At 64.4% G+C, this 25037-nt stretch carries 21 protein-coding genes; 18 read left to right on the forward strand and 3 right to left on the reverse strand.

Translation table 11 applies throughout. From position 1 onward, the window contains the following. The 11 genes from AC56K1_RS12435 (at position 1) to AC56K1_RS12485 (ending at position 14500) form a co-directional block, all read left to right on the forward strand. The gene (locus tag AC56K1_RS12435) at positions 1-855 is read left to right on the forward strand and encodes a CheR family methyltransferase (RefSeq protein WP_497158152.1); all 855 of its coding nucleotides are present in this window, start codon (positions 1-3) and stop codon (positions 853-855) included. Beyond that, the gene (locus AC56K1_RS12440; protein ID WP_497158153.1) at positions 852-1457 is read left to right on the forward strand and encodes a chemotaxis protein CheB; all 606 of its coding nucleotides are present in this window, start codon (positions 852-854) and stop codon (positions 1455-1457) included. Before AC56K1_RS12435 ends, AC56K1_RS12440 begins: the two co-directional genes overlap by 4 nt. Then, positions 1454-2668, forward strand: a complete 1215-nt coding sequence (locus AC56K1_RS12445; protein WP_497158154.1) for a hybrid sensor histidine kinase/response regulator — start codon at positions 1454-1456, stop codon at positions 2666-2668. Before AC56K1_RS12440 ends, AC56K1_RS12445 begins: the two co-directional genes overlap by 4 nt. 353 nt (positions 2669-3021) lie before the next feature. Next, positions 3022-3585 (forward strand): alkyl hydroperoxide reductase subunit C, encoded by a 564-nt coding sequence (gene ahpC, locus AC56K1_RS12450; RefSeq protein ID WP_497158155.1) that lies wholly within the window; start codon positions 3022-3024, stop codon positions 3583-3585. A gap of 89 nt (positions 3586-3674) precedes the next feature. Then, the gene (gene ahpF, locus AC56K1_RS12455; protein WP_497158156.1) at positions 3675-5255 is read left to right on the forward strand and encodes an alkyl hydroperoxide reductase subunit F; all 1581 of its coding nucleotides are present in this window, start codon (positions 3675-3677) and stop codon (positions 5253-5255) included. A gap of 441 nt (positions 5256-5696) precedes the next feature. Beyond that, positions 5697-7427 (forward strand): RecQ family ATP-dependent DNA helicase, encoded by a 1731-nt coding sequence (locus tag AC56K1_RS12460; protein ID WP_497158157.1) that lies wholly within the window; start codon positions 5697-5699, stop codon positions 7425-7427. 26 nt (positions 7428-7453) lie between these two features. Next, positions 7454-8530, forward strand: a complete 1077-nt coding sequence (locus tag AC56K1_RS12465) for a ligase-associated DNA damage response exonuclease (protein ID WP_497158158.1) — start codon at positions 7454-7456, stop codon at positions 8528-8530. Then, complete coding sequence (locus tag AC56K1_RS12470) at positions 8523-10169, forward strand: ATP-dependent DNA ligase (protein ID WP_497158159.1); 1647 nt, start codon at positions 8523-8525, stop codon at positions 10167-10169. The genes AC56K1_RS12465 and AC56K1_RS12470 overlap by 8 nt, the downstream gene beginning before the upstream one ends. Then, positions 10166-12631, forward strand: coding sequence for a ligase-associated DNA damage response DEXH box helicase (locus tag AC56K1_RS12475; protein ID WP_497158160.1), 2466 nt, complete (start codon positions 10166-10168; stop codon positions 12629-12631). Before AC56K1_RS12470 ends, AC56K1_RS12475 begins: the two co-directional genes overlap by 4 nt. Further along, positions 12628-13296 carry a ligase-associated DNA damage response endonuclease PdeM gene (gene pdeM / locus AC56K1_RS12480; protein WP_497158161.1) on the forward strand — a complete coding sequence of 223 codons (669 nt, stop codon included), beginning with the start codon at positions 12628-12630 and terminating at the stop codon, positions 13294-13296. The genes AC56K1_RS12475 and pdeM overlap by 4 nt, the downstream gene beginning before the upstream one ends. Positions 13297-13381: 85 nt before the next feature. Then, a complete protein-coding gene (locus AC56K1_RS12485) occupies positions 13382-14500 on the forward strand; it encodes a glycine zipper 2TM domain-containing protein (protein WP_497158162.1) in 1119 nt (372 codons plus the stop codon). Between the two features lie 86 nt (positions 14501-14586). On the opposite strand, the gene AC56K1_RS12490 is transcribed toward AC56K1_RS12485, so the two are convergent. From AC56K1_RS12490 to AC56K1_RS12500, 3 genes are all read right to left on the reverse strand, one after another. Then, positions 14587-15378, reverse strand: a complete 792-nt coding sequence (locus tag AC56K1_RS12490) for a Crp/Fnr family transcriptional regulator (RefSeq protein WP_489873594.1) — start codon at positions 15376-15378, stop codon at positions 14587-14589. 420 nt (positions 15379-15798) lie between these two features. Next, the gene (locus AC56K1_RS12495; RefSeq protein WP_497158163.1) at positions 15799-16443 is read right to left on the reverse strand and encodes a response regulator; all 645 of its coding nucleotides are present in this window, start codon (positions 16441-16443) and stop codon (positions 15799-15801) included. 143 nt (positions 16444-16586) lie between these two features. Beyond that, positions 16587-17054 carry a universal stress protein gene (locus tag AC56K1_RS12500; protein WP_497158164.1) on the reverse strand — a complete coding sequence of 156 codons (468 nt, stop codon included), beginning with the start codon at positions 17052-17054 and terminating at the stop codon, positions 16587-16589. 389 nt (positions 17055-17443) lie between these two features. Here AC56K1_RS12500 and AC56K1_RS12505 point away from each other — a divergent pair, with 389 nt between their 5' ends. The 7 genes from AC56K1_RS12505 (at position 17444) to asd (ending at position 24953) form a co-directional block, all read left to right on the forward strand. Next, positions 17444-18307 (forward strand): protein phosphatase CheZ, encoded by an 864-nt coding sequence (locus tag AC56K1_RS12505; RefSeq protein ID WP_497158165.1) that lies wholly within the window; start codon positions 17444-17446, stop codon positions 18305-18307. Then, positions 18307-20181: a chemotaxis protein CheA gene (locus tag AC56K1_RS12510; RefSeq protein ID WP_497158166.1), complete on the forward strand. Its 1875-nt coding sequence runs from the start codon at positions 18307-18309 to the stop codon at positions 20179-20181. The genes AC56K1_RS12505 and AC56K1_RS12510 overlap by 1 nt, the downstream gene beginning before the upstream one ends. Before the next feature lie 262 nt (positions 20182-20443). Beyond that, positions 20444-21844 carry a 3-isopropylmalate dehydratase large subunit gene (leuC, locus tag AC56K1_RS12515; RefSeq protein WP_497158167.1) on the forward strand — a complete coding sequence of 467 codons (1401 nt, stop codon included), beginning with the start codon at positions 20444-20446 and terminating at the stop codon, positions 21842-21844. A 45-nt stretch (positions 21845-21889) separates the two neighbouring features. After that, a complete protein-coding gene (locus tag AC56K1_RS12520) occupies positions 21890-22015 on the forward strand; it encodes an entericidin A/B family lipoprotein (protein ID WP_497131926.1) in 126 nt (41 codons plus the stop codon). Positions 22016-22062: 47 nt separating this feature from the next. Further along, positions 22063-22710 carry a 3-isopropylmalate dehydratase small subunit gene (gene leuD, locus AC56K1_RS12525; RefSeq protein ID WP_497158168.1) on the forward strand — a complete coding sequence of 216 codons (648 nt, stop codon included), beginning with the start codon at positions 22063-22065 and terminating at the stop codon, positions 22708-22710. Between the two features lie 10 nt (positions 22711-22720). Next, positions 22721-23791 carry a 3-isopropylmalate dehydrogenase gene (gene leuB, locus AC56K1_RS12530; protein WP_497158169.1) on the forward strand — a complete coding sequence of 357 codons (1071 nt, stop codon included), beginning with the start codon at positions 22721-22723 and terminating at the stop codon, positions 23789-23791. Positions 23792-23825: 34 nt separating this feature from the next. Next, entirely contained in the window at positions 23826-24953 is a 1128-nt protein-coding gene (gene asd, locus AC56K1_RS12535) for an aspartate-semialdehyde dehydrogenase (RefSeq protein ID WP_497158170.1), read from the forward strand. Positions 24954-25037: the final 84 nt, after the last annotated feature.

Raw genomic sequence — 25037 nt, forward strand, 5'->3', positions numbered from 1 at the left:
ATGCCCGACCACCTGCCGTCGGTGCCGTCGGTGCCGCCGGACGATTTCGACATCGAGCTGAAGATGCTGGTCGAAGCGGTCTACCTGAAGTACAACTACGACTTCCGGGACTACACCGGCGCCTCGCAGAAACGCCGCGTGCTGGTGGCGATGCGCGAGATGGAATGTGCAACCGTGTCCGCCCTGCAGGCGAAGGTGATGCATGAACCGAGCGGTTTTGCCCAGTTGCTGCAATACCTGACGATTCCCGTGACCGAGATGTTCCGCGACCCGGAATACTGGAACGCCATCCGTGAGCAGGTCGTGCCTTTCCTGAAGACCTACCCGTCGCTCAAGCTCTGGGTGGCCGGCTGCAGCACCGGCGAAGAGGTGTATTCACTGGCTATCCTGCTGCAGGAAGAAAGCCTGCTCGATCGCGCCATCATCTACGCTACCGACATCAATCCGGAGTCGCTCGAGGCGGCGCGGCGCGGGGTGTTCGCACTCGAGCGCATGCGCCTGTACACCGAGAACTACCAGAAGGCCGGTGGCAAGGAGGCCTTCTCGGATTACTACACGGCGGCCTACGACGGCGCCATGTTCAACCGCGCCTTGATCGAGAACGTGACCTTCGCCGACCACAGCCTGGCCACCGACAGCGTGTTCTCGGAAACCCATTTCGTCAGCTGCCGCAACGTGCTGATTTACTTCAACCGCCGCCTGCAGGACCGCGTGCTCGGGCTGTTCCACGAATCGCTGTGCTACCGCGGCTTCCTGGGCCTGGGCAGCAAGGAGAGCATCGATTTTTCGGCTTATGCCGACCGTTTCGACGTGCTGGCCAAGCGCGAGCGCCTGTTCCGCAAGGGGGTGTTGTGACCGTCTCCGCACAGGTGAGGGAAGCGCTGGCCGGGCGCCGCATCGAACTGGTGGTGATCGGCGGCTCGGCCGGCGGCGTCGATGCGCTGGTCGGGCTGCTGCCGGCGCTGTCCGAGCGCTTTCGTTCGGCCGTGGTGTGCATCCTGCACGTGCCGGCCGACCGCGAGAGCCGGCTGGCCGAGCTGTTCGACCGGCGCGCCGGCCTGCCGGCGCGCGAGGCGCGCGATAAGGAATCGGTCGAACCCGGCGTCATTTTTTTTGCCGGTTCAGGCTATCATCTGTCGGTGGAACGCGACCGGACCTTTTCCTTGAGCTGTGAACCCCCGGTGCAGTTCGCGCGCCCGGCGATCGACCTCTTGATGGAATCCGCCGCCGACGCCTATGGCCCGGCGCTGGCAGGCATCCTGCTCACCGGCGCCAACCACGATGGCGCCGAGGGCATGCGCCGGATCCGCGAGCGCGGCGGCCTGACGGTAGTGCAGGACCCGGGCGAGGCCCAGGCCAGCGCCATGCCGGTCGAGGCCATCCGGCGCTGTGCGCCTCATCTCGTGCTGCCCCTGTCCGGTATCCGGGCATTGCTTCCCCTGTTGGAGACCCAATGAGCGTCCATGACCCTAGCAAACTCCTGATCGTCGACGACCTGCCGGAAAACCTGCGCGCCCTCGACGCCTTGATCCGCGGCGAAGAGCGCCTCGTGTTCCAGGCCTCGTCCGGCGAGGCGGCGCTGGCGCTGATGCTCGAGCACGAGTTCGCGCTGGCCATCCTCGACGTGCAGATGCCGGACATGGACGGCTTCGAGCTGGCCGAACTGATGCGCTCGACCTCGCGCACCCGCGACATCCCGATCGTGTTCGTCTCGGCCGCCGGGCGCGAACTCAATTACGCCTTCAAGGGCTACGAGACCGGCGCGGTGGACTTTTTGTACAAGCCGCTCGACCCGGATGCCGTGCGCAGCAAAGTGAACGTGTTCGTCACGCTCGACCAGCAGCGCCGCCAGATGCAGCGCCAGATGGCCGCGCTCGAGCGCAGCCGCCAGGAGCAGGAAACCCTGCTGCGCGAACTGAACCAGACCCAGGAAGAGCTGCAGCGCTCGCTGCGCATGCGCGACGAATTCATGTCGCTGGTCGCGCACGAGCTGCGCACGCCGCTCAACACCTTGTTCCTGGAAGCGCAGATGCGCAGCCTGCAGCTCAAGCGCGGCACGCTGGCCACCATCGGGGCCGAGCAGTTCGACGCCATGATCAAGCGCGACGAGCGCCAGATCAAGGCCATGATCCGCCTGATCGACGACATGCTCGACGTCTCGCGCATGCGCAGCGGCCAGCTCTCGATCCGCCCCAGCCAGGTCGAGCTCATGAACCTGCTGGAGCGCATTGTCAGCGACCTGTCGCTGCAGGCCGCGGCCACCGGCAGCACGCTGTCGCTGCGCGAGCATCATCCGGTGCAGGGCTGCTGGGACGAATTCCGCATCGAGCAGGTGGTGGTGAACCTGCTGACCAATGCCATGCGCTATGGCGGCGGCGGGCCGGTCGAGGTCAGCGTGCGGTGCAGCGGCGACATGGTACGCATCGACGTGCGCGACGAGGGCAAGGGCATCTCCCCCGGCGACCTGGATCGCATCTTCGAGCCGTACGAACGCGGCGCGCGCAATGGCGAGCCGAAGGGGCTGGGCCTGGGGCTGTACATCTCGCGCCAGCTGGCGATGTCGCATGGCGGCGAGCTGCGGGTCAACAGCAAGCCGGGCGAGGGATCGACGTTTACGCTGGTGCTGCCTTGCTGCGAGCAGACGGTGGCGGCTACCGCGAACGCGTGAAGGGCCGTATCCCGGACGCTGGCGGCGAGCGCGAACGCATGAGAGGCCCACGCGTTCAACCAGCTGACGATTCGCCGCAACGTCGGCTCACCCGTGATGTGAACGCGTGGGCAGAATCTGCCCACCGTACGAGCCGGCTAATCCCTTATCGAAGCGCTGGTTGCACCCTGCTGTCAATTCGTCCACACTGCACGCCTATGCCGGTTCCCCGGCATTATTCGTTTGTCATGACATACGTTAAGCTTGTTTGATAGTTAAAATCTATAACAAGCATCGAATCAATCAATTTCACAAAAGACGAGCACGGCAGTACACTTGCGTCTATCAACTTTCAACCCCAAACAGGAGATTACATGTCCCTCATCAATACCCAGATCAAGCCATTCAAGGCAACCGCTTTCGCCAACGGCAAGTTCGTCGATCTGACCGAAGAAAACTTCAAGGGCACCTGGTCGGTTGTCATGTTCTACCCGGCTGACTTCACCTTCGTTTGCCCGACCGAACTGGAAGACCTGGCTGCATTCCAGCCTGAATTCGCCAGGATGGGCGTGAACGTGTACGGCGTGTCGACCGACAGCCACTTCGCGCACAAGGCATGGTTCGACACCTCGGAAGCCATCAAGAAGGTCAACTATCCGCTGATCGGCGACCCGACCGGCACCCTGTCGCGCAATTTCGAAGTCATGATCGAAGAAGAAGGCATGGCACTGCGCGGTACCTTCGTGATCAATCCTGAAGGCCAGATCAAGATCATGGAAGTGCACGACAACGGCATCGGCCGCGACGCATCGGAACTGATGCGCAAAGTGAAGGCTGCCCAGTACGTCGCCTCGCACCCAGGCGAAGTCTGCCCGGCCAAGTGGACCGAAGGCGCCGAGACCCTGACCCCGTCGCTGGACCTGGTCGGCAAGATCTAATCAAGTAGTCGAGTAGTACCCTGCCGGGCCGCCGCGGCGGCCCGCTTGTTTTCCAACGTCCTATTCACTGCCATTCAAGGAAAAACACCATGCTCGACGCAACCCTCAAGAAGCAGTTGCAAGCCTATCTGGAAAAAGTGGTGCAGCCGATTGAGCTCGTTGCATCGCTGGATGATTCGCCGAAAGCGCGCGAAATGGATGAACTGCTCCGCGAAATCGCCGCGTTGAGCGACAAGATTATCGTTCGACAGAGTGACGATGCGAACGAGCGCAAGCCGTCCTTCGCCATCAACCGCGTCGGCACCGACATCGGCGTGCGTTTCGCCGGTATCCCGCTCGGCCACGAATTTTCGTCGCTGGTGCTGGCGCTGCTGCAGGTCGGCGGCCACCCGATCAAGCTGGACGCCGCCGTCATCGAGCAGATCAGGAACCTGGAAGGCGACTACGTCTTCGAGACCTTCATCTCGCTGTCCTGCCATAACTGCCCGGAAGTCGTGCAGGCGCTGAATTCGATGGCGGTGATCAACCCGCGCATCAAGGTCGTCGCCATCGATGGCGGCGTGTTCAAGAGCGAAGTCGAAGCGCGCCAGATCATGGCGGTACCGATGATGTTCCTGAACGGCCAGCACTTTGGCCAGGGCCGCACCAGCGTGGAAGAGATCCTGGCCAAGATCGACACCAATGCCGGCGCCCGCAAGGCGCAAGAGCTGAACAGGAAAGACCCGTTCGACGTGCTGATCGTCGGCGGCGGTCCTGCCGGCGCGGCCGCGGCGATCTATGCCGCCCGCAAGGGCATCCGCACCGGCGTGCTGTCCGACCGTTTCGGCGGCCAGGTGCTGGACACCCTCGCCATCGAGAACTTCGTCTCGATGAAGGAAACCGACGGCCCGAAATTCGCCGTCGCCCTGGAAGAGCACGTCAAGCACTACGAAGTCGACATCATGAATACCCAGCGCGCCACCAGGCTGGTCGAGGGCAAGCTGATCGAAGTGCATACCGAAAGCGGCGCCGTGCTGCAGTCGAAGTCCGTGATCATCGCCACCGGCGCCCGCTGGCGCGAAATTAACGTGCCGGGCGAAAAGGAATACCGCAACCATGGCGTGGCGTATTGCCCGCACTGCGACGGCCCGCTGTTCAAGGGCAAGCGCGTGGCCGTGATCGGCGGCGGCAATTCGGGTGTGGAAGCGGCGATCGACCTGGCCGGCATCGTCAAGGAAGTCACCCTGATCGAGTTCGGCGCCGAACTGCGCGCCGATGCCGTCCTGCAGCGCAAGCTCTATTCGCTAAAGAACGTTACCGTGATCAAGTCGGCTCAGACCACTGAAGTGCATGGCGACGGCAAGATCGTCAACGGCCTGTCCTACAAGGACCGCGACAGCGGCGACGTACACCGGATCGACCTGGAAGGCGTCTTCGTGCAGATCGGCCTGGTGCCGAATGCCGAATGGCTCAAGGGCACGATGGAGCTGTCGGCGCACGGCGAGATCGAAGTGGACGTGCGCGGCATGACCTCGATCCCGGGCGTGTTCGCGGCGGGGGACGTCACCACGGTGCCGTTCAAGCAGATCGTGATCGCGGTGGGCGAGGGCGCCAAGGCCTCGCTGGCGGCTTTTGATTATCTGATGCGCCAGCCGGTGGAAGAAGAAGTGCAGGAAGCGAAAGCTGCCTGATGGGAGGGCGGGCCGCATGGCCCGCTTTCCAGTAAGGACAAAACGCCATCCTCGTTGCCAGGGATGGCGTTTTTTATTGCTACGGTCGGTGCGGCAGGTCGCGCCGCACGGGATCGATCAGTGGAAAGCCACCATCATCGCGCCAGTCAGCGCTTCGGTTTCAAGCAGCAACCAGGTTGCTACGCTGGCCAGCGCCAGGTGGACGGCGGTCCACGTCATGGGATTGTGGCGTGACATGATGTTCTCCTGATCGGCTAGATGCGTTATTGATGGTGTCATCTTACGACCCCGACCCGGCAGTGACTATCGGTAAAAACTCCGTGGATCTGTAGGAATTGATGCTGTGACATTCTTGCCACGTCGAAAAGTTGAGCTCCTACGGGAGAGTTAGGCTGTGTCCTATAGTGTGCGCCATGTGCCGGCCCTACAGTTGGTGTCACCATGACACGACACGAACCCACTCTCCTGCACCGCGGCCTGCTGGCCGTGCGCCGCAACACCATCCGCCGCCTGCTGCGTTCGACCTTCGGGATCGAGCAGCTGCGCGAAGGCCAGAAACTCATCATCGACAGTGTCCTCGACGGAAAGGACACGCTGGCCATCATGCCTACCGGCGGCGGCAAGTCGCTGTGCTACCAGATCCCCGCCAAGATGCTGGAGGGGATGACCATCGTCGTGTCGCCCCTGATTTCGCTGATGAAGGACCAGCTCGAGAAGCTGGAAGAGCTCGGCATCCGCTCGGTGCAGGTCAACAGCACCCTGAATGCGGAAGAAGAAGCCGCGGCGCTCGAGGCGATTGCCACCGAAGCCTGCGAGATCGTGTTCTGCACGCCCGAACGCCTGGTCTCGCCCGACTTCATCGACGTACTCAAGGCCGTCACGCTGGCCATCGTCGTAATCGACGAAGCCCACTGCATTTCCCAATGGGGGCATGATTTCCGCCCGGCCTATATCGGCCTGGGCGCCGCCATCGACGCCCTCGGCAAGCCGCCGGTGCTGGCCCTGACGGCCACCGCCACCGACGAGGTGATTGCCGACATCGGCAAGCAGCTGGGCCGCAAGATGAACGTCATCAACACCGGCATCTACCGGCCGAATTTGCACTACAGCGTGGTACAGGTCACCAATCCGCAGGAAAAACTGAGCCAGGCGCTCAGGCTGGTGCAGGAAACGCCGGGCATCGGCATCGTCTACGCTGCCACCGTCAAGGTGGCCGAGGAAATGCTGGCCGTGCTGGAAGAAGCCGGCGAATCGGTCACGATCTACCACGGCAAGCTCCCTGCCGCCCAGCGCAAGCTGAACCAGGACATGTTCATGAACGGCGAGCGCCGCGTCATGGTCGCCACCAATGCCTTCGGCATGGGGATCGACAAGAGCGATACCCGCTTCGTGATCCACCTGCAGATTCCGGCCAACCTCGAATCCTATTACCAGGAATCGGGCCGCGCCGGCCGCGATGGTCTGGACGCGCAGTGCACCTTGCTGTTCCTGCAGGACGACAAGCGCATCCAGCAATTTTTCCTCATCAAGCATTACCCATCCGCAGCCGAATTGCAGACCGTGTTCATCGTGGTAGGCGAGCTGGCGCAGGAAGGCCCGGTCACCGGCGCGCGCCTGGAAAGCGCGCTGGAAGAGGCGGGGGAAGCCAAGCTCACGGTCTGCCTCAAGCTGCTCAAGGACGGCAAGCTGCTGCGCCAGAACCGCAAGCTCGAATTTTTGCCTTCCAGCAAGGAGCCGAAGCCCGGCATTTTCGAGGAGCTGGCCGAGGTCTATGTGCAGAAATCCGATCGGGACCGCGAGGCGCTCGACCAGATGGTAGGCTATGCCGTGAGTGGCTTTTGCCGCTGGAAACTGCTATTGGATTATTTCGGCGACGAGGTCGAGGGCTTCGAGAAGTGCTGCAAGTGCGACAACTGCCTGAACCCGCCGGCGCAGGCACTGGACGACATCGAGATCCGCGACGACGAGTTCGACCGCGAACCGGCGCCCGAACCGAGCGGCCCGCAGTACGAAGTCGGCGGGCGCGCCATGGCAGCGAAATATGGCGAGGGCACGGTAATTGCCGTGGCCGGCGACCAGGTGACGCTGGCCTTCCCTGGACAGGAAGAACCGCATACTTTCCTGGCCGGATTCCTCCAGCCGCTGCAGGCCTCGCAGGCCCAGGCGGCGTGAGCCGCGCTTCAACGAGAAAGGACCGCATGGGAGACATGGTAGTCGTGCGCAAGGAGGGGCTGTATTGCGTGCCCGGCCAGTTCTATATCGACCCCTGGCGCCCGGTGGACCGGGCCGTGATCACGCACGCCCACGGCGACCACGCGCGGGTCGGCCACGGGCATTACCTGTCCACTAGCTCCGGCGTGAACGTGCTGCGCTCGCGCTTAGGTAGCGACATCAATATCGACGGCATCGAATACGGCGAGACCGTCACCCATAACGGCGTGGCCATCTCGCTGCACCCGGCCGGCCACGTGCTCGGGTCGGCCCAGGTGCGCATGGAATGTGGCGGCGAAGTCTGGGTTGCCTCGGGCGACTACAAGGTCGAACCCGACAAGACCTGCGTACCCTTCGAGCCGGTTGTCTGCGACACCTTCATCACGGAATCTACGTTCGGCCTGCCGATCTACCGCTGGGAGCCCGAGCAGCAGACCATCGACGAGATCAACGCCTGGTGGCGCAAGAACGCTGACGAAGGCCGCTGCAGCGTGGTGTTCGCCTACGCCTTCGGAAAGGCCCAGCGCATCCTGTCGCGCCTCGACGCGTCGATTGGTCCGATCGTCTGCCATGGCGCGGTCGAGCCGCTCAACCGCGTCTACCGTGCCGGCGGGGTGGACCTGCCCGAGACGGTGATGGTCAGCGACATCGACAAGGCCGCGCTGCGCCGTGCGATCGTCATCGCGCCGCCGTCCGCGGGCGGCTCGCCCTGGATGAAGCGCTTCGGCGACTACAGCGACGCGTTCGCCAGCGGCTGGATGCTGCTGCGCGGTGCGCGCCGCCGCCGCGGCGTGGACCGCGGTTTCGTGCTGTCCGACCATGCCGACTGGCCCGGCCTGATGAGCGCCATCAAGGCGACCGAAGCCGAACGCGTCATCGTCACCCATGGGTCGATTCCGACCATGGTGCGCTGGCTGTGCCAGAACGGGCTCGATGCCAAGGGTTTCGATACCGAATACGGCGACGAGGAAGAGGACGAATCGGCGCCGCCGGCTCTTGATGCGGCCTCAAAGGTGAAGGCGGAGGGGGAGGATGAGGCGCCCGCAGGAGAGCCTGATGCGTGAATTCGCCCGCCTGTACGCCGAACTCGACGAAACCACTTCCACCACCCGCAAGCTCGACGCCCTGCAGCAGTATTTTTCCAGCGCGGCGCCCGAAAACGCCGCCTGGGCCGTCTACTTCCTGGCCGGCGGCAAGCCGCGCCAGGCAGTGCCGACCAAGCTGCTGCGCCAGTACGCCATCGAATACGCGGGGCTGGACGAATGGCTGTTCGACGAGTCCTACCACGCGGTCGGCGACATGGCCGAGACCATCGCCCATATTTTGCCGGCGCCCAGCAGGCGCAGCGACGTCGGGCTGGCGCAGTGGATGGAAGAGCGCATCGGCCCCCTGCGCGGCGCCGACCCCGGCACCATCCGCGAGGCGCTGTTCGCGGCCTGGGATGAACTGGATTGGCGCGAGCGCTTCCTGTTCGTGAAACTCATCGGCGGCGGCTTCCGGGTCGGCGTCTCGCGCCTGCTGGTGACGCGTGCGCTGGCGGCGATTGCCGCCGTGGACAGCAAGCTGATTGCCCAGCGTTTGATGGGCTGGACCGACAATTCCGTCAGACCCACGGCGACCAGCTTCCTCCAGCTGATCGCCGAACAATCCGATGAGGAGCACAAGCTGCGCGGCGGCCAGCCTTACCCCTTCTTTTTGGCGCACCAGTTGCAGGGCGACCCTGCTACTTTAGGCGAAGTCGACGACTGGCAGGTGGAGTGGAAATACGACGGCATCCGCGCCCAGCTGGTGCGGCGCGGCGGCCAGAACTACCTGTGGTCGCGTGGCGAAGACTTGATCACCGAGCGCTTTCCGGAACTGGCGAGCGTGCGCATCCCCGAAGGCACGGTCCTGGATGGCGAAGTGCTGATCTGGCAGCCTGGTTGCGACGCCCCGGCGGCGTTTGCGGACCTGCAAAAGCGCATTGGCCGCAAGACCTTAAGCAGTAAACTGCTGGGCGAACTGCCGGCGGTGCTGTGCTGCTACGATTTGCTGGAGTTCGGCGGCGTCGACCTGCGCGCGCTGCCCCAGCACGAGCGGCGCGCCCTGATGGAAACCGAGGTGGCCGCCGCCGCTTCCCCGCAGCTGCGCACGTCGCCTGTCATCAAGGCCGACAGCTGGGCCGAGCTGGCGACCTTGCGTGAAGAATCGCGCCAGCGCGGGGTCGAGGGCATGATGCTCAAGGCGCGCGGCGCGCAGTATGGCGTGGGCCGCACCAAGGATGTCGGCACCTGGTGGAAGTGGAAGGTCGACCCGTACACGGTGGATGCGGTGCTGATCTACGCCCAGGCCGGCAGCGGACGCCGCGCCTCGCTCTACACCGACTACACCTTCGCGGTCTGGGATGGCGAAGGCGAGGAGCGCAAGCTGGTGCCCTTTGCGAAAGCCTATTCCGGCCTGACCGATGCCGAGATTGCGCAGGTCGACAATGCCGTGCGCAAGACGACCATCGAGAAATTCGGGCCGGTGCGTTCGGTGAAACCCACCATGGTGTTCGAACTCGGCTTCGAAGGCATTGCGCTGTCGACCCGGCACAAGGCCGGTGTGGCAGTGCGCTTTCCGCGCATCCTGCGCCGGCGCCAGGACAAGCCGGTGGACGAAGCCGATACCCTCGATACCCTGAAAGGCTTGCTGGCCGCAGCGGGAGAAAAAGCGGGTGCATGACTAAAAAGAACCCTGTTACCGAACGCATCGACGCCTGGTTCGCGGAGAAAGGCTGGAAGGTCTTTCCCTTCCAGCGCAACGTCTGGAAGGCGGCGCTCAAGGGCGAATCGGGCCTGCTGCATGCGAACACCGGCGCCGGCAAGACCTTCGCTGTCTGGTTCGCCGCCCTGCAGCGCGCAGGCCTCAAGACTGGACGCCAGACGGCGGGCCTGCGCGTGCTGTGGATTACGCCAATGCGCGCGCTCGCGGCCGACACCATGCGCGCACTCGAAGAATCCGCCGCCCAGCTCATGCCCGAGTGGGCCATCGGCGCGCGAACCGGCGACACCGGCTCGGCCGAGCGTGCGCGCCAGACGCGCAAGATGCCGGCCACCCTGGTGACCACACCGGAAAGCCTGTCGCTGATGCTGAGCCACGCGGCCGCTGGTGAGCAGTTCAAGCATCTCGACATGATCGTCATCGACGAGTGGCACGAACTGATGGGCAGTAAACGCGGCGTGCAGGTGCAGCTGGCGCTGGCGCGCCTGCGCCACTGGCGCCCCGAATTGCTGGTGTGGGGTGTGTCGGCCACCATGGGCAACCTCGACCTGGCGCGCCAGGTGCTGTTAGGGGGCGACGAGGGCGTGCTGGTCGAGGGCGACATGCGCAAGCAGATCCAGGTCGACTGCCTGATTCCCCAGAACGTGGCGCGCTTTCCCTGGGGCGGGCACATGGGCCTGCAGATGCTGCAGCCGGTGATCAACGAGATCGAACACTACAATGCGACCCTGGTGTTTACCAATACCCGGGCCCAGTCCGAGATCTGGTACCAGAACATCCTGGAGGCGCGGCCCGACTGGGCCGGCGTGATTGCGCTGCACCACGGCTCCTTGGATCGCGAGGTGCGCGAATGGGTGGAACAGGGACTCAAGAAGGGCGAACTGAAGGCCGTGATCTGCACCGCCAGCCTGGACCTGGGGGTGGACTTTTTGCCGGTCGAGCGCGTGCTGCAGATCGGCAGCGCCAAGGGCATCGCCCGGCTGCTGCAGCGCGCCGGCCGCAGCGGCCACGCGCCGGGACGCATCTCGCGCGTGACCCTGGTGCCGACCAACAGCCTGGAACTGCTGGAAGCGGCCGGCGCCAAAAAAGCGGTGGCGGCGCGCCGCATCGAAGGCCGCTACGTGCCGAACAAGCCCTTCGACGTGCTGGTGCAGCACCTGGTCACGGTGGCACTGGGCGGTGGCTTCGTGTCGAAAGAGCTGTACGAGGAAGTGCGCCAGGCCTGGTCCTACCGCAACCTGGATGAGGAAGAATGGCAGTGGGCGCTCGACTTTGTCGCGCGCGGCGGCCAGAGCCTGACGGTCTACCCGGAATATCGCCGCGTGCTGCCCGACGAAGAGGGCGTCTACCGCGTGCCCGACAGCGCCATCGGTCGCCGCCACCGCATGGGCATCGGCACCATCGTGTCCGATGCCTCGATCTCGGTGAAATACATGAGCGGGGGCCGCATCGGCAGCGTCGAGGAATCCTTCATCTCGCGCATGAAGCAGGGCGACCATTTCCTGTTCGGCGGGCGCATCCTGGAATTCATCCGCGTGCATGAGATGACGGCTTTCGTCAAGCGCGCCACGGGCAGCCGCGGCGCGATCGCGCGCTGGGGCGGGGCCAAGATGCCGATGTCGTCGGAACTGGCGAATGCGGCGCTCGAGGAATTGCGGCTGGCATCAACGGGCATCTACGATAGTCCCGAGATGGAATCGATCCGCCCGCTGATCGAAATCCAGTGCCGCTGGTCGGCGCTGCCCACCAACGAGACCCTGGTGCTGGAGCATATGAAGAGCCGCGAAGGCTACCACCTGTTCGTGTACCCGTTCGCGGGACGCTCGGTGCACATGGGCCTTGCCTCGCTGTTCGCCTACCGCGTCGGGCGCATGCAGCCATCGACCTTTTCGATCGCGATCAACGATTACGGCTTCGAGCTCATGAGCCCGGAGCCGGTCGACTGGCCGGGCATTTTTGACGCCGAAGCAGGCGCCGGCGTGGACTTGTTCTCCACCGACTGCCTGCTCGAGGACGTGTTGGGCAGCCTGAACGCGACCCAGTTGTCGCAGCAGCGCTTTCGCGAGGTGGCCCGCATCGCCGGCCTGATCTTCCAGGGCTATCCGGGCCAGCCGAAATCGAACCGGCAGCTGCAGGCTTCGTCCTCGCTGTTTTTCGAAGTCTTCCGCAAGCACGATTCAGGCAACCTGCTGCTGACGCAAGCCCAGCGCGAGGTGCTGGAGCAGGAGCTGGAACTGACCCGGCTGCGCGAGACCCTGGTCGAACTGCACGGGCGGCGCGTGGCCTACCGCGAGGTCAAGCGCGCCACGCCCTTCGGTTTCGCGCTGATGGTCGAGCGCTTCCGCGAGAAGGTCAGCACCGAGAAGCTGTCCGACCGCGTCTCGCGCATGGTGCGCGAACTGGAAAAAGCGGCTGCCGTATGAGCACCATGGCCAAGACCACGAGCCTGCCGGTGCGCATCGCCGGCGAAACCATGCTGCTGCTGCCCGAGAAGGCGCTGTACTGGCCGGCGCAAGACATGCTGGTCATCGCCGACATCCACTTCGGCAAGGCCGCCGCCTTCCGCGCGCTCGGCGTGCCAGTGCCGCGCGGGACCACCACCGAGAACCTGGCCGGGCTGGACGCGCTGATCGACGCGCATGGGGCGCGCCAGGTCGCCTTCCTCGGCGATTTTTTGCATGCGCGCGCGGCCCATGCCAGCGCCACCCAGCAGGCAATGCTGGCCTGGCGCGAGCGCCGGCGCGAGCTCAACCTGATTCTCGTGCGCGGAAACCACGACCGCCATGCGGGCGACCCGGCCAGGGCGCTCGGTATCGAACTGGTGGACGAGCCGCATGCGCTCGGGCCCTTCGCCTTTTGCCACCACCCCGACCTGGCTACCCCGGGCTATGCCCTGGCCGGCCACATCCACCCGGTCTACGTGCTGGCGACCCGCTTCGATTCCCTGCGCCTGCCGTGTTTCGTGGTCGGGCGCGAGCGCATGATCCTGCCGTCCTTCGGCTCCTTCACCGGCGGCCATGCGATTCGTCCGGAAGCGGGCGACACCATCTACGTCACCTCCGGGGAGGCCGTTCACTACGTTCGTTAGCGAACGGACTCCTGTTGGGTCAGGGCGTAACTTGCACGTATTGACATACAAGCTCGTGCCTGCATTCAAAAACGGAGGAAACACCATGCAATTTCGTAATCTAGTACAAGCCGTCTTCGCCACCATCGTGGCGTTCGGCCCCGTCGCCCTGGGTGGCGCCGCTGCCCAGGCCCAGCAATACCAGGACCGCGACAGCCGCGACAGCCGCGACAGCCGCGACAGCCGCGCCTACGGCCCGGTCATCAATGGCTTCAACGTGGAAGAAGTGCGCCGCCTGATGCCGGGCGTCGAGCTGCACTTCGACCTGTACGGCAGCCCGGGCGGCAACGCCACGCTGCGCATCGACGGCGCCACGCGCAACCTGAACCTGACCGAAGTCGAGCCAGGCCAGTACACCGGCACCTATACCATTGGCACACGCGACCGCATCGTGGCCAGCAGCGGCGTGACCGCAAACCTGCGCCTGGGGAACCAGGTCGCTACCAGCCTGCTGAGCGAATCGGTGCTGGCCGCGAACGTCCAGCGCGGCGACCGCCGCGGCCAGATCGCCTCGAACCTGGTGATCCAGCGCTTCGACGTGCAGGGCGCACCGGATCTCGGCCCGGGCAACGAGCTGCGCTTCATGGTGGTCGGCACCCCCGGCGCCCGCGTCGAAGTGGCGATCGCCGGTACCCGCGGCGTGTTCTTCCTGCCGGAAGTGCGTCCGGGCGAATACGAAGCCATCTACACGGTGCGCAACCGCGACGCCGTCACCCCGACCAGCCGAGTCACCGCGACCATCCGCGCCAACGGCCGCTACACGACCTCGGTGCTGGCCCGTCCACTGCTGATGGAAACCCGCGGCGAGCAGGCGCGGGTGGCACGTTATTGCACCAATTGCGCCACCGTGGAAGCGGTCAACGTGATCGAAGTGTCGGGTAACGGCAACTACCTGGGCACCGTCGGCGGCGCCGTGGTCGGCGGCCTGCTGGGCAACCAGGTCGGCAGCGGCAGCGGCCGTACGGCAGCTTCGGTGGCCGGCGCAGTGGCGGGCGGCCTTGCTGGCCGCAACATCCAGCGCAACATGAACAAGGCCCAACGCTACGAGGTCGTGGTGCGCTACGCTAACGGCGGCACCCAGACCTTGCAGTACGAAAACGACCCGGGCTTCCGCCAGGGCGACCGCGTGCGCGTGAACAATGGCGTGCTGGCGCGCGATCAGTAACTAATTAATGGCGGGGCGGTTCGCCGCTCCAATGAAGAAGGCCGGCTTCCTTGTGGGAGCCGGCCTTTTTATTATTGGCGGGGAGTTCAGGCAGTCGCCAGCACCTGACTGTCGCCGGCCTGGTCGAGCTCGGCTTTCTTGGCCGCGCCCTTGGTGCGCGAGCGCGATGGCGGCAGGCGGCGCAGGGTCTTGAGCGCTTCGGCATCCTTGATGCCGATGGTGCGCTGGTCGACGGTGATCAGGCCGATTTCGTTGAAGGCCGACAGCGTGCGGCTGACCGTTTCCAGGGTCAGGCCCAGGTAGCTGCCGATCTCGTGGCGGGTCATGCGCAGGTTGAACAGCTTGCTGGAATAGCCCATTGCGGCGAAGCGGTCGGCCAGCGAGACCAGGAAGCGGGCCACCCGCGCTTCGGCCGACAGGGCGCCAAGCATGCCGATCATGGTCTGCTCGCGCACGAGTTCGCGGCTCATGACGCCGTACATCATGTTTTCGAGTTCCGCGTGCACGCGGCCGAGGGCGGTGAGCTTCTTGAACGGCAGCAGGATCAGGTCGCAGTCCGACAGCGCGACAGCTTCGGAAGCGTAGTGGCGGGTGTGGATGCCGTCGACGCCGAGCATGTCACCCTTCATGGGGAAGCTCAGCACCTGCTCGTTGCCGAACTCGTCGATGAGCACGGTCTTGAGGAAGCCAGAGTTGACGATGTAGAGGGTGTCGAAGGCCTGGCCGATGGTGTGGACGCGCTGGCCGGTCTTGAATTGCACGTGCTGGAACAGCAGTTCTTCCGAGGTGACCGATACGCTGGCAGGGATGCGCAGCAGGTCGCAGACTTCCTTGAGGTTGGACCAGAGACGTCCCTGGCGCTGGCGGCCAGCTTCCATGGGGGAATGCAGGGTAGGCGTATTGACGTTGCGTTGTTCTGACGTTGGCTGGGACTGCATGCTCATCTCCAGGTAAAAAATCTTGGGTTTCAGGCGGCGACCACAGGGCGGAGACCCAACCGGCACTGTAGAGGCGGACCTCGCCGCAGGCTGGCTCACGCTGGGACTTGGATCGCAGGCAAGTCGAAACGTTGAATTCAGTATGCCAACACGAGTCCGGCACGGATATCAGCGGCTACTGAAAATGTAGGTAGGAGGGATTACGGCTTTGTAGGAATCGTCTGACGCCCGACAGTAACGCCAGAGGGAGAGGCGGGGCAGGAGCAGGAAATGCGGGGAAGGGCAAGGGCAGGGCGCAGCCGACGGTTTGCGCCCGAGAGTGGCACAAAAACCGCGGCGGCTTGTCTAAAGCTGTTTGTCCTATGCGTTCATTGGCGAGAGCAGGCGGTGGGCGACCGCGTATTGCACCATCTCCGACAAGGACGTCATGCCCATCTTTTGCATGATGCGGGTCTTGTGGGTGCTGACGGTCTTGACCGACAGGTGCAGGCCATTCGCAATTTCCGTGATCGACTTGCCGCCGACGAGTAGCGAAAATACCTCGAATTCGCGGTCTGACAGCTGTTTATGGAGCAATTGTTCATTCGGCGCCATGATGTTCAGCGCCAGCTGCTCGGCTACCTCGGTACTAATATAAGGGCGTCCCGAGGCCACCTTGCGGATCGCCCCCACCAGTTGCGTGCCCGCGCTTTCCTTGGTCAGGTAGCCCTGGGCGCCGGCGCGGATCGCGCGCACCGCGTATTGCTCTTCTTCGTGCATGGTCAGGATCAGGATCGCCAGCTTGGGCGCTTCGCTGCGCACCTGGCGGATCAGGTCGACCCCGCTGCGGCCCGGCATCGACAGATCGAGCAGCAGCAGGTCGAATCCGCCCTGGCGCACCTGGGCCAGCACTTCGAAGCCATTGGTGGCCTCGCCGGCAATCTCGATATCCGGCGCGCCGTCGAGGATGCGCTTGAGGCCCTCGCGCATGATGGTGTGGTCGTCGGCAATGACAATTCTAATCATGAATCACCCTTCCAGCGGGAAGCGATAGTAAGCAGCAAAGGCTAACACAGTATTACAAAACAAATTGTCATTGAATGCTATCCGGCCGCAGGCCGGTGCCCGGGCCTGGGCCTTTCCCGGCGGCCGATGACGGGCGGCGGCCCTCATGTGGCGGCCGGCTCGCTGATCAGGCGGTGTACCAGCACCGGCTTGGCCGTGTGCGACAACACCTTGTTGGTGACGCTGCCCAGCAGCAGCTGGCCCCAGCCGCTGCGGCCGTGCGAGCCCATGAAGATCAGGTCGCAGCCCTCTTGTTCGGCAACGTCGACGATCTTGAGGGCAGCGGTATCGGAGAAGGCGGTCACGCAGGCATGCTTGAGGCCGGCATTCTCGGCCGAGCGCATGATCTTGCCCATGTATTCCTCGCCCAGGCGGCGCATCTGGGCGATGTATTCTTCTTCACTGGGGTAGGACGGCGGAATGATCTCCACGTACACGGGATACTGGTAATCGGGCGCGACGAACAGGGCCAGCACTTCGGCGCCCATCTGTTGCGCAAATTTGACACCGGCGCAGGCCGTGTGCTGCGACACGGCCGAGCCGTCGGTAGTGATCAGGATTTTGCGATACATGGTTGACTCCTCCAATGGCCACGCCATTCTGGGCTGTCCGGGACGTGGCGGCTATTGCGGGAACGCAAACTGTTGAGCTCGATCAAACATCAGGCCGCCTCCTCGGCGCACGACCACATGCAAGAAACAAACGATCGCGATTACGAAAAACAACACCAAGCTTGTGTAAACACTCAGGAACCGGGCATTTTGATTGTCGCGGAATTAAGATTCCTTGTCCATTTTGTTGCGTTGCCTTCGCCGACATTTACCTACGGCAACCACGCTGCTACACTCCCGTGCAGACTCTCACCATCTGTCACATTGCGCCTTTGCGCGGACCGGATGGCCGCAGTACACACCGACGCACACGCACATCGCGAACCAAACACCATGGAGAAGCAGGGATTATGACTGACGCCGCTGACGATTTCGACGCACTATTCGAGGAAGTGGCGGCCCAGCGCGCCAGTGCGCCTGCTGCCGCCCCGGCGCCTGCCGCGTCTGCCGCCGCCGCTCCCGCCATTGACGAAGACGACCTCGAGTCGCTGTTCGACCAGGTGGCCTCCAGCGCCGCTCCGGTAGCCGCCGCACCGGCAGCACCGGTAGCCGCACCAGCCCAGGCCGGCGCCGCGAGCGCCGCCGCCGCTGCCGACGGCGAGCATAGCGGCATGTTCGAACGCCTCGGCGGCATCGTGCGCCTGCTGCACGATTCGCTGCGCGAACTGGGCTACGACAAGGCGCTGACCGAAGCCTCGTCGGCCATCGTCGATGCCCAGGACCGCCTGGAATATGTCGCCACACTGACCGAACAGGCCGCCAACAAGGTGCTCAATACCCTGGACGACGGCATGCCGGCCCAGGACCTGCTGTCGAAGCAGGCCAAGGACATGGAAACGCGCTGGGCCGACCTGTATTCGGGCAAGCTGAGCCTGGACGAATTCAAGGCCCTGGCCGGCGACTCGCGCCAGTTCGCCGCCACCGTGAGCGAAGCGACCGAAGCCGAAAAGGCGCGCCTGCTAGAGATCATGATGGCCCAGGACTTCCAGGACATCACCGGTCAGCTGATCAAGAAAGTGGTCAAGATCACCCAGACCGTGGAATCGGAACTGGCGCAGCTGCTGCGCGACCACGCACCGGCCGACCTGAAGGAAAAGCTGGCCAAGAAAGAAGCGCCGCCGCCACCGGCGCCGCTGATGTCGGGCCCGTCAGTGCCGGAGTCGGCACTGAACCAGGACAACGTTGACGACCTTCTCGCCGATCTGGGGTTTTAATGGACGATATGCTCAAGGACTTCGTCGTCGAGGCGATGGACCTTGCAGTAAATGTTGAAGAACATTTGCTGCGCCTCGAACGCGATCCGGACAACAAGGAAACGCTCAATGCGGTGTTCCGCTCCTTCCACACCATCAAGGGCGGCGCCGGTTTCATGGGCCTGCCCGCGCTGGTCGCCGCCTGCCACCTGACCGAGAACCTGTTCGACGCCCTGCGTACCGGCCAGGCGCCGGTCACGCCGCTGGCGATCGAAGCAGCGCTGGAAGCCTCGGGCTTCGTGGCCGACCAGCTCAATGACCTGAACAACGGCACGCCGCCGGAAGGCCTGGCGCAAATGCCGGCCGCCCTTGAGCGCATACTGACGGACGCGATCGAAGGCAAGGCAGCCGCGGCCGCTGCACCTGCGGCAGCACCGGCGCCTGCCGCTGCCGCGCCGGTCGCGGTGGCAGCAGCGCCGGCCGCAGCTGCCGTCGGCGACGATGGCCTGGACTGGACCGCGATGTACAACGCCGTGGTGCCGGCCGGCAGTGCCATCGCCGTGACGGCCGGCGCCGCGGACGCACCGGTTGCCGCTGCTGCCGCACCCGCAGCGCAGGGCGAGGCCGCAGCGCCGGCACGCGCGAGCGGCTGGGATGGCGTCGATCGCCGCAGCGACAAGGTGGCCGATGCACGTGCCGCCGCGGCGCCTGCGAAAGACGAAAGCATCCGTATCGATGCGGTCAAGCTCGATGCGCTACTGGAAGTGGCGGGCGAATCGGTGCAGGCTGCCAACCAGGCCGCCGTGCTGCTCGAGCGCCTGCAGCAGTTCAAGTTCGAAGGCCCGGCCGCCGCTTTGATGGCTACGCTGACCGAAACGCTGGAACGCGCCTCGCGCTATTCGGCCGAACTGCAGCGCGCCACGCTGGCGACCCGCATGCAGCCGGTGGGCCGCCTGTTCCAGAAATTCCCGCGCCTGGTGCGCGAGCTGGCCAAGGACCTCGGCAAGGACGTCGAGCTGACCATCGAAGGCGCCGAGACGGAAGTCGACCGCGTCGTGGTGGACAGCCTGTACGACCCGCTGGTGCACATGCTGCGCAATGCGCTCGACCACGGTGTCGAGTCGCCGGAAGAACGTGTCGCCGCCGGCAAGCCGGCCAAGGCTTTCATTTTGCTGAAAGCCTGGCAGGAAGCCAACAGCGTCATGATCGTGCTGCAGGACGACGGCAAGGGCATGGACCCGATCAAGCTGCGCAAGAAGGCAGTCGACAAGGGCCTGATCGGCGAGAACGGCGCCCAGAGCGACGAAGACGCTTATCAACTCGTGTTCCTGCCGGGCTTCTCGACCAAGGAAGTCGCGTCCTCGGTCTCGGGCCGCGGTGTGGGCATGGACGTCGTGAAAACGGCGGTGGAAAAGAACCGCGGCGCGATCCGCATCGATTCCTCGCTGGGCCACGGCACCAAGTTCGCGATCCGCCTGCCGATCGAACTGTCGATCGTCCCGACCATGCTGGTGTCGACCTCGAGCGCCTCGCTGGCGCTGCCGATGGCCGTCGTCGAGCGCGTGGTCGAGCTGCCGGAAGAGTTCCAGTGCGTCGGCGGCGCCCCGGTGCTGAAAGACCAGGGCCGCCCGCTGCCGGTGCGCTCCCTTGCCGCGGCGCTGGGTTACGAAGCCTGCTCGGAACGCGTCGGCATCGTCATCAACGCACCACAGCCATATATTTTGGCGGTGGAAGCGGTGGATGGCACGGCCGACCTGGTGATCAAGCCGATGACGGCGCTCAGCGTCGAAGGCATTACCGGTACCGCGCGTTCGGCCGAGGGCGAGCTGGTGCTGGTGGTGGGGCTGTCCTTCCTGATGGATGGGTGCCGCGGCAATGTGCGATTGGCTGCGTAGGGTTGTCGGCGGAGCCGACCACCCTGCCGCACTGCGCAATACGGGTTATCCACCCGTAGCGTGACAAAAGCGCATACAAAAGCCTGTGCAAGCCGCGCAGGCTTTTTTTATTTGCATCCCGACTTGCCTGTGCAAATTATATTTGCATGAGATCGTATTGATTGGCAGAAAAATGCGCCGCCCCCTCTTGGTGCGGCACTGCACAATTATGGCATAATCAAAATCCGGCTCCGCACAAGCGGTGCGCGCTTACGGATTGACCATGCAAAAAACGCTCTACGACAAACTCTGGGATTCCCATGTCGTGCGTGCCGACGCCGATGGCACCACTGTCCTCTACATCGACCGCCACCTGGTGCATGAAGTGACCAGCCCTCAGGCCTTCGAAGGCCTGCGCGAAGCGGAACGGGGGCTATGGCGCACGTCCGCCAACCTGGCCGTGGCCGACCACAACGTGCCGACCACCGATCGTGCCCAGGGCATCGCGGACCCGACTTCGCGCCTGCAGGTCGAGACGCTGGACGCCAACGCCAGGAGCTTCGGTCTGACGTATTTCAACATGAACGACAAGCGCCAGGGCATCGTCCACGTGATCGGCCCGGAGCAGGGCGCCACCTTGCCTGGCATGACCGTGGTCTGCGGCGATTCGCACACCTCGACCCACGGCGCCTTCGGCTGTCTGGCGCATGGCATCGGCACCTCTGAAGTCGAGCACGTGCTGGCCACGCAAACCCTGCTGGCGAAGAAATCCAGGGCAATGCTGGTGCAGGTTGAAGGCAGCTTGGGGCCGGGCGTGACCGCCAAGGACATCGTGCTGGCAGTGATCGGCGAGATCGGCACGGCCGGCGGCACGGGTTATGCCATCGAATTCGGCGGTTCCACCATCCGCGCGCTGTCGATGGAAGGCCGCATGACGGTCTGTAACATGGCGATCGAAGCGGGCGCCCGCGCCGGTATGGTCGCGGTGGATGACACCACCATCGACTACGTGAAAGGCCGCCCGTTCTCGCCCAAGGGCGAACAATGGGAGCAGGCCGTCGCTTACTGGCGTACCCTGCGGTCCGACGAAGGCGCGGTGTTCGACACCGTCGTCAGCCTGGACGCGTCCAGGATCCGCCCGCAGGTCACCTGGGGCACCTCGCCCGAGATGGTCACTTCGGTGGACGGCCGCGTGCCCGACCCGAGCATCGAGCCGGACGCCGTGCGGCGCGGCGCGATGGAAAAGGCGCTGGCCTACATGGACCTGGCGCCGAACACGCCAATCGAGCAGATTGCGATCGACAAGGTTTTCATCGGCTCCTGCACCAATTCGCGCATCGAAGACCTGCGCGCGGCAGCCGACGTGGTGCGCGGCCGCCAGCGCGCCGCCAGCGTCAAGCTGGCGATGGTAGTGCCGGGCTCCGGCCTGGTGAAAGAGCAGGCCGAGCGCGAAGGACTGGACCGTATCTTCATCGATGCCGGTTTCGAATGGCGCGAGCCGGGCTGCTCGATGTGCCTGGCCATGAACGCCGACCGTCTCGAGCCGGGCGAACGCTGCGCCTCGACCTCGAACCGCAACTTCGAAGGACGCCAGGGGCAAGGCGGCCGCACCCACCTGGTCTCGCCGGCCATGGCGGCGGCCGCAGGAATCGCCGGCCACTTTGTCGACGTACGCGCACTTTGATACGTTAATACCGTTTTAACCGTTCCACCGAACCACAGGATCATCATGAAAAAAGTCATCGCACTCGCAGCACTCGCCGCATTTGTCCTCACCGGCTGCAACACTATCTCGGGCTTCGGCCGCGATGTGCAGAAGGTCGGCCAGGTCGTCACCGGCGCCGGCGGCAAATAAGACGACACCCGCACGGGGCAACAGAGGACAACTGAGGGGCAAGGCAGATGGACAAATTCACCGTACACGAAGGACTGGTAGCGCCGCTGGACCGCGCCAATGTCGATACCGACGCCATCATCCCGAAGCAGTTCCTGAAGTCGATCCGCCGCACCGGCTTCGGCCCCAACCTGTTCGACGAGTGGCGCTACCTCGACCACGGCGAGCCGGGCCAGGATTGCACGAACCGTCCACTGAACCCGGACTTCGTGCTGAACCAGTCGCGCTATGCCGGCGCCTCGATCCTGCTGGCGCGCAAGAACTTCGGCTGCGGCTCCTCGCGCGAGCACGCGCCCTGGGCCCTGCAGCAGTATGGTTTCCGCGCCATCGTCGCGCCGAGCTTCGCCGATATCTTCTTCAACAACTGCTACAAGAGCGGCCTGCTGCCGGTCGTGCTGCCGGAAGATGCGGTCGAGGATTTGTTCCAGGCAGTGGAAAACACGCCCGGCTTCAGCCTCGTGGTCGACCTGGAGCAGCAGCGCATCGGTTCGAAGGACGGCAGCCTGTCCTACGGCTTTGCCATCGACGACTTCCGCAAATACTGCCTGCTCAACGGCCTGGACGATATCGGCCTGACCCTGCGCCATGCCGACGAGATCCGCAGCTTCGAGCAAGGCCACCTGGCGGCCCAGCCCTGGCTGGCCAACACGATCTGAAAGAGTCTGCATGAAAATCGCAATCCTGCCGGGTGACGGCATCGGCCCCGAGATCATGAGCGAGGCCGTGAAGGTGCTGAACGCACTGGGCGAGCCGTTCGAGATGGAGACGGCGCAGGTTGGTGGCGCCGGGTATGCCGCCCATGGCCACCCGCTGCCGGATAGCACCCTGAAGCTGGCGAAACAAGCCGACGCGGTGCTGTTCGGGGCGGTGGGCGACTACCAGTACGACACGCTCGAGCGCGCGCTGCGTCCCGAGCAGGCGATCCTCGGACTGCGCCGCGAACTCGGCCTCTTCGCCAACCTGCGCCCGGCCATCCTGTATCCGGAGCTGGCCGGCGCCTCCACCTTGAAGCCCGAAGTGGTCGCCGGCCTGGACATCCTGATCATCCGCGAACTCACCGGTGACATCTATTTCGGCAAGCCGCGCGGCGTGCGCGAATGCCCCGACGGCCCGTTCAAGGGCCAGCGCGAAGGCTTCGACACGATGCGCTACGCCGAGGGCGAGATCCGCCGCATCGCCCACGTCGCCTTCCAGGCCGCGCGCAAGCGCGACCGCCGCGTGACCAGCGTCGACAAGGCCAATGTGCTGGAGACCTTCCAGTTCTGGCGCGACGTCGTGACAAGCGTCCATCAGGAATACCAGGACGTCGAGCTCGAGCACATGTATGTCGATAACGCGGCCATGCAGCTGGTGCGCGCGCCGAAAAAATTCGACGTCCTTGTCACCGGCAACATGTTCGGCGACATCCTGTCCGACGCCGCGGCCATGCTGACCGGTTCGATCGGCATGCTGCCCTCGGCCTCGCTCGATGCCAATAACAAGGGCCTGTACGAGCCTTCGCACGGTTCGGCGCCGGACATCGCGGGCAAGGGCGTGGCCAATCCGCTCGCGACCATCCTGTCTAGCGCGATGATGTTGCGCTTTACTTTCGGCCGCGTTGATCAGGCCGAGCGCATCGAGGCGGCCGTCAAGCGCGTGCTGGCCCAGGGCCTGCGCACCCCCGACATTTTTGAAGCGGGCACCAAGAAGGTCGGCACCCGGGAGATGGGCGACGCGGTGGTCGCCGCCCTCCAGTAAAATATTCGCAAATTTTGATACCTGAGAGAAGACAATGACTTTAGTAGGCCTGGTAGGTTGGCGCGGCATGGTGGGTTCGGTCCTGATGCAGCGCATGCAGGAAGAGGGCGATTTCGACCACATCGAGCCGGTGTTCTTCACCACCTCGAACCCGGGCGGCGCCGCGCCAGGCATGGCGAAGAACGAAACGACCTTGAAAAGCGCCAGCGACATCGCTGAACTGAGCAAATGCGAGATCATCATTTCCTGCCAGGGCGGCGACTACACCAGCGAAGTCTTCCCGCAGCTGCGCGCCAGCGGCTGGAACGGCTACTGGATCGACGCCGCCTCGACCCTGCGCATGAACGATGACGCGGTCATCGTGCTCGATCCGGTCAACAGGGACGTTATCAAGAACGCCATGTCGCGCGGCGTGAAGAACTACATTGGCGGCAACTGCACGGTGTCCTGCATGCTGATCGGCCTGGGCGGCCTGTTCGAGCAGGGCCTGGTGGAGTGGATGACTTCCATGACCTACCAGGCGGCGTCCGGCGGCGGCGCCCAGCACATGCGCGAGCTGCTCACCCAGTTCGGCACCATCAACGGCGCCGTCAAGCCGCTGCTCGACAATCCGGCTTCGGCCATCCTCGAGATCGACCGCACCGTGCTGGCGACCCAGCATGGCTTGAGCGCGGACGAAACGAAGCAGTTCGGCGTTCCGCTGGCCGGCAACCTGATCCCGTGGATCGACAAGGACCTGGGCAACGGCCAGTCGAAGGAAGAATGGAAGGCCGGCGCCGAGACCAACAAGATCCTGGGCCGTGGCGAAGGTTTTGGCTCCCGCGCGATCCCGGTGGACGGCCTGTGCGTGCGCATCGGCGCCATGCGCTGCCATTCGCAGGCGCTGACCATCAAGCTCACCAAGGATGTGCCGCTCGACGAGATCAACGACATCATTGCCTCGCACAACCAGTGGGTGAAAGTCGTGCCGAACACGCGCGAAGCCTCGATGCTTGAGCTATCGCCGGCTGCCGTCACCGGTGGCTTGAGCATCCCCGTGGGACGCTTGCGCAAGATGTCGATGGGCGGCGACTACCTGTCGGCCTTTACCGTCGGCGACCAGCTGCTGTGGGGCGCGGCCGAGCCGCTGCGCCGCATGCTGCGCATCGTGCTCGACAAATGATGTAGAAACAGGCGGGCGCAGCCATGCGCCCGCGCCGGGTTTCGCGGCCTTGTCGCAGGACCATATTGAAACATCATCGGCCGG

The sequence above is a fragment of the Telluria sp. ZB4P37 genome (assembly GCF_059685855.1).

What these genes read in the sequence shown, in the direction of transcription:
- pdeM (WP_497158161.1), top strand. Translation starts at nt 12,628, where the DNA reads ATGAGCACCATGGCCAAGACCACGAGCCTGCCGGTGCGCATCGCCGGC.
- AC56K1_RS12460 (WP_497158157.1), top strand. Translation starts at nt 5,697, where the DNA reads ATGACACGACACGAACCCACTCTCCTGCACCGCGGCCTGCTGGCCGTG.
- AC56K1_RS12475 (WP_497158160.1), top strand. Translation starts at nt 10,166, where the DNA reads ATGACTAAAAAGAACCCTGTTACCGAACGCATCGACGCCTGGTTCGCG.
- leuC (WP_497158167.1), top strand. Translation starts at nt 20,444, where the DNA reads ATGCAAAAAACGCTCTACGACAAACTCTGGGATTCCCATGTCGTGCGT.
- AC56K1_RS12445 (WP_497158154.1), top strand. Translation starts at nt 1,454, where the DNA reads ATGAGCGTCCATGACCCTAGCAAACTCCTGATCGTCGACGACCTGCCG.
- ahpC (WP_497158155.1), top strand. Translation starts at nt 3,022, where the DNA reads ATGTCCCTCATCAATACCCAGATCAAGCCATTCAAGGCAACCGCTTTC.
- AC56K1_RS12505 (WP_497158165.1), top strand. Translation starts at nt 17,444, where the DNA reads ATGACTGACGCCGCTGACGATTTCGACGCACTATTCGAGGAAGTGGCG.
- AC56K1_RS12490 (WP_489873594.1), bottom strand. Translation starts at nt 15,378, where the DNA reads ATGGAAGCTGGCCGCCAGCGCCAGGGACGTCTCTGGTCCAACCTCAAG.
- AC56K1_RS12520 (WP_497131926.1), top strand. Translation starts at nt 21,890, where the DNA reads ATGAAAAAAGTCATCGCACTCGCAGCACTCGCCGCATTTGTCCTCACC.
- ahpF (WP_497158156.1), top strand. Translation starts at nt 3,675, where the DNA reads ATGCTCGACGCAACCCTCAAGAAGCAGTTGCAAGCCTATCTGGAAAAA.
- AC56K1_RS12500 (WP_497158164.1), bottom strand. Translation starts at nt 17,054, where the DNA reads ATGTATCGCAAAATCCTGATCACTACCGACGGCTCGGCCGTGTCGCAG.
- AC56K1_RS12495 (WP_497158163.1), bottom strand. Translation starts at nt 16,443, where the DNA reads ATGATTAGAATTGTCATTGCCGACGACCACACCATCATGCGCGAGGGC.
- asd (WP_497158170.1), top strand. Translation starts at nt 23,826, where the DNA reads ATGACTTTAGTAGGCCTGGTAGGTTGGCGCGGCATGGTGGGTTCGGTC.
- AC56K1_RS12485 (WP_497158162.1), top strand. Translation starts at nt 13,382, where the DNA reads ATGCAATTTCGTAATCTAGTACAAGCCGTCTTCGCCACCATCGTGGCG.
- AC56K1_RS12510 (WP_497158166.1), top strand. Translation starts at nt 18,307, where the DNA reads ATGGACGATATGCTCAAGGACTTCGTCGTCGAGGCGATGGACCTTGCA.
- AC56K1_RS12470 (WP_497158159.1), top strand. Translation starts at nt 8,523, where the DNA reads ATGCGTGAATTCGCCCGCCTGTACGCCGAACTCGACGAAACCACTTCC.
- leuB (WP_497158169.1), top strand. Translation starts at nt 22,721, where the DNA reads ATGAAAATCGCAATCCTGCCGGGTGACGGCATCGGCCCCGAGATCATG.
- AC56K1_RS12435 (WP_497158152.1), top strand. Translation starts at nt 1, where the DNA reads ATGCCCGACCACCTGCCGTCGGTGCCGTCGGTGCCGCCGGACGATTTC.
- AC56K1_RS12465 (WP_497158158.1), top strand. Translation starts at nt 7,454, where the DNA reads ATGGGAGACATGGTAGTCGTGCGCAAGGAGGGGCTGTATTGCGTGCCC.
- leuD (WP_497158168.1), top strand. Translation starts at nt 22,063, where the DNA reads ATGGACAAATTCACCGTACACGAAGGACTGGTAGCGCCGCTGGACCGC.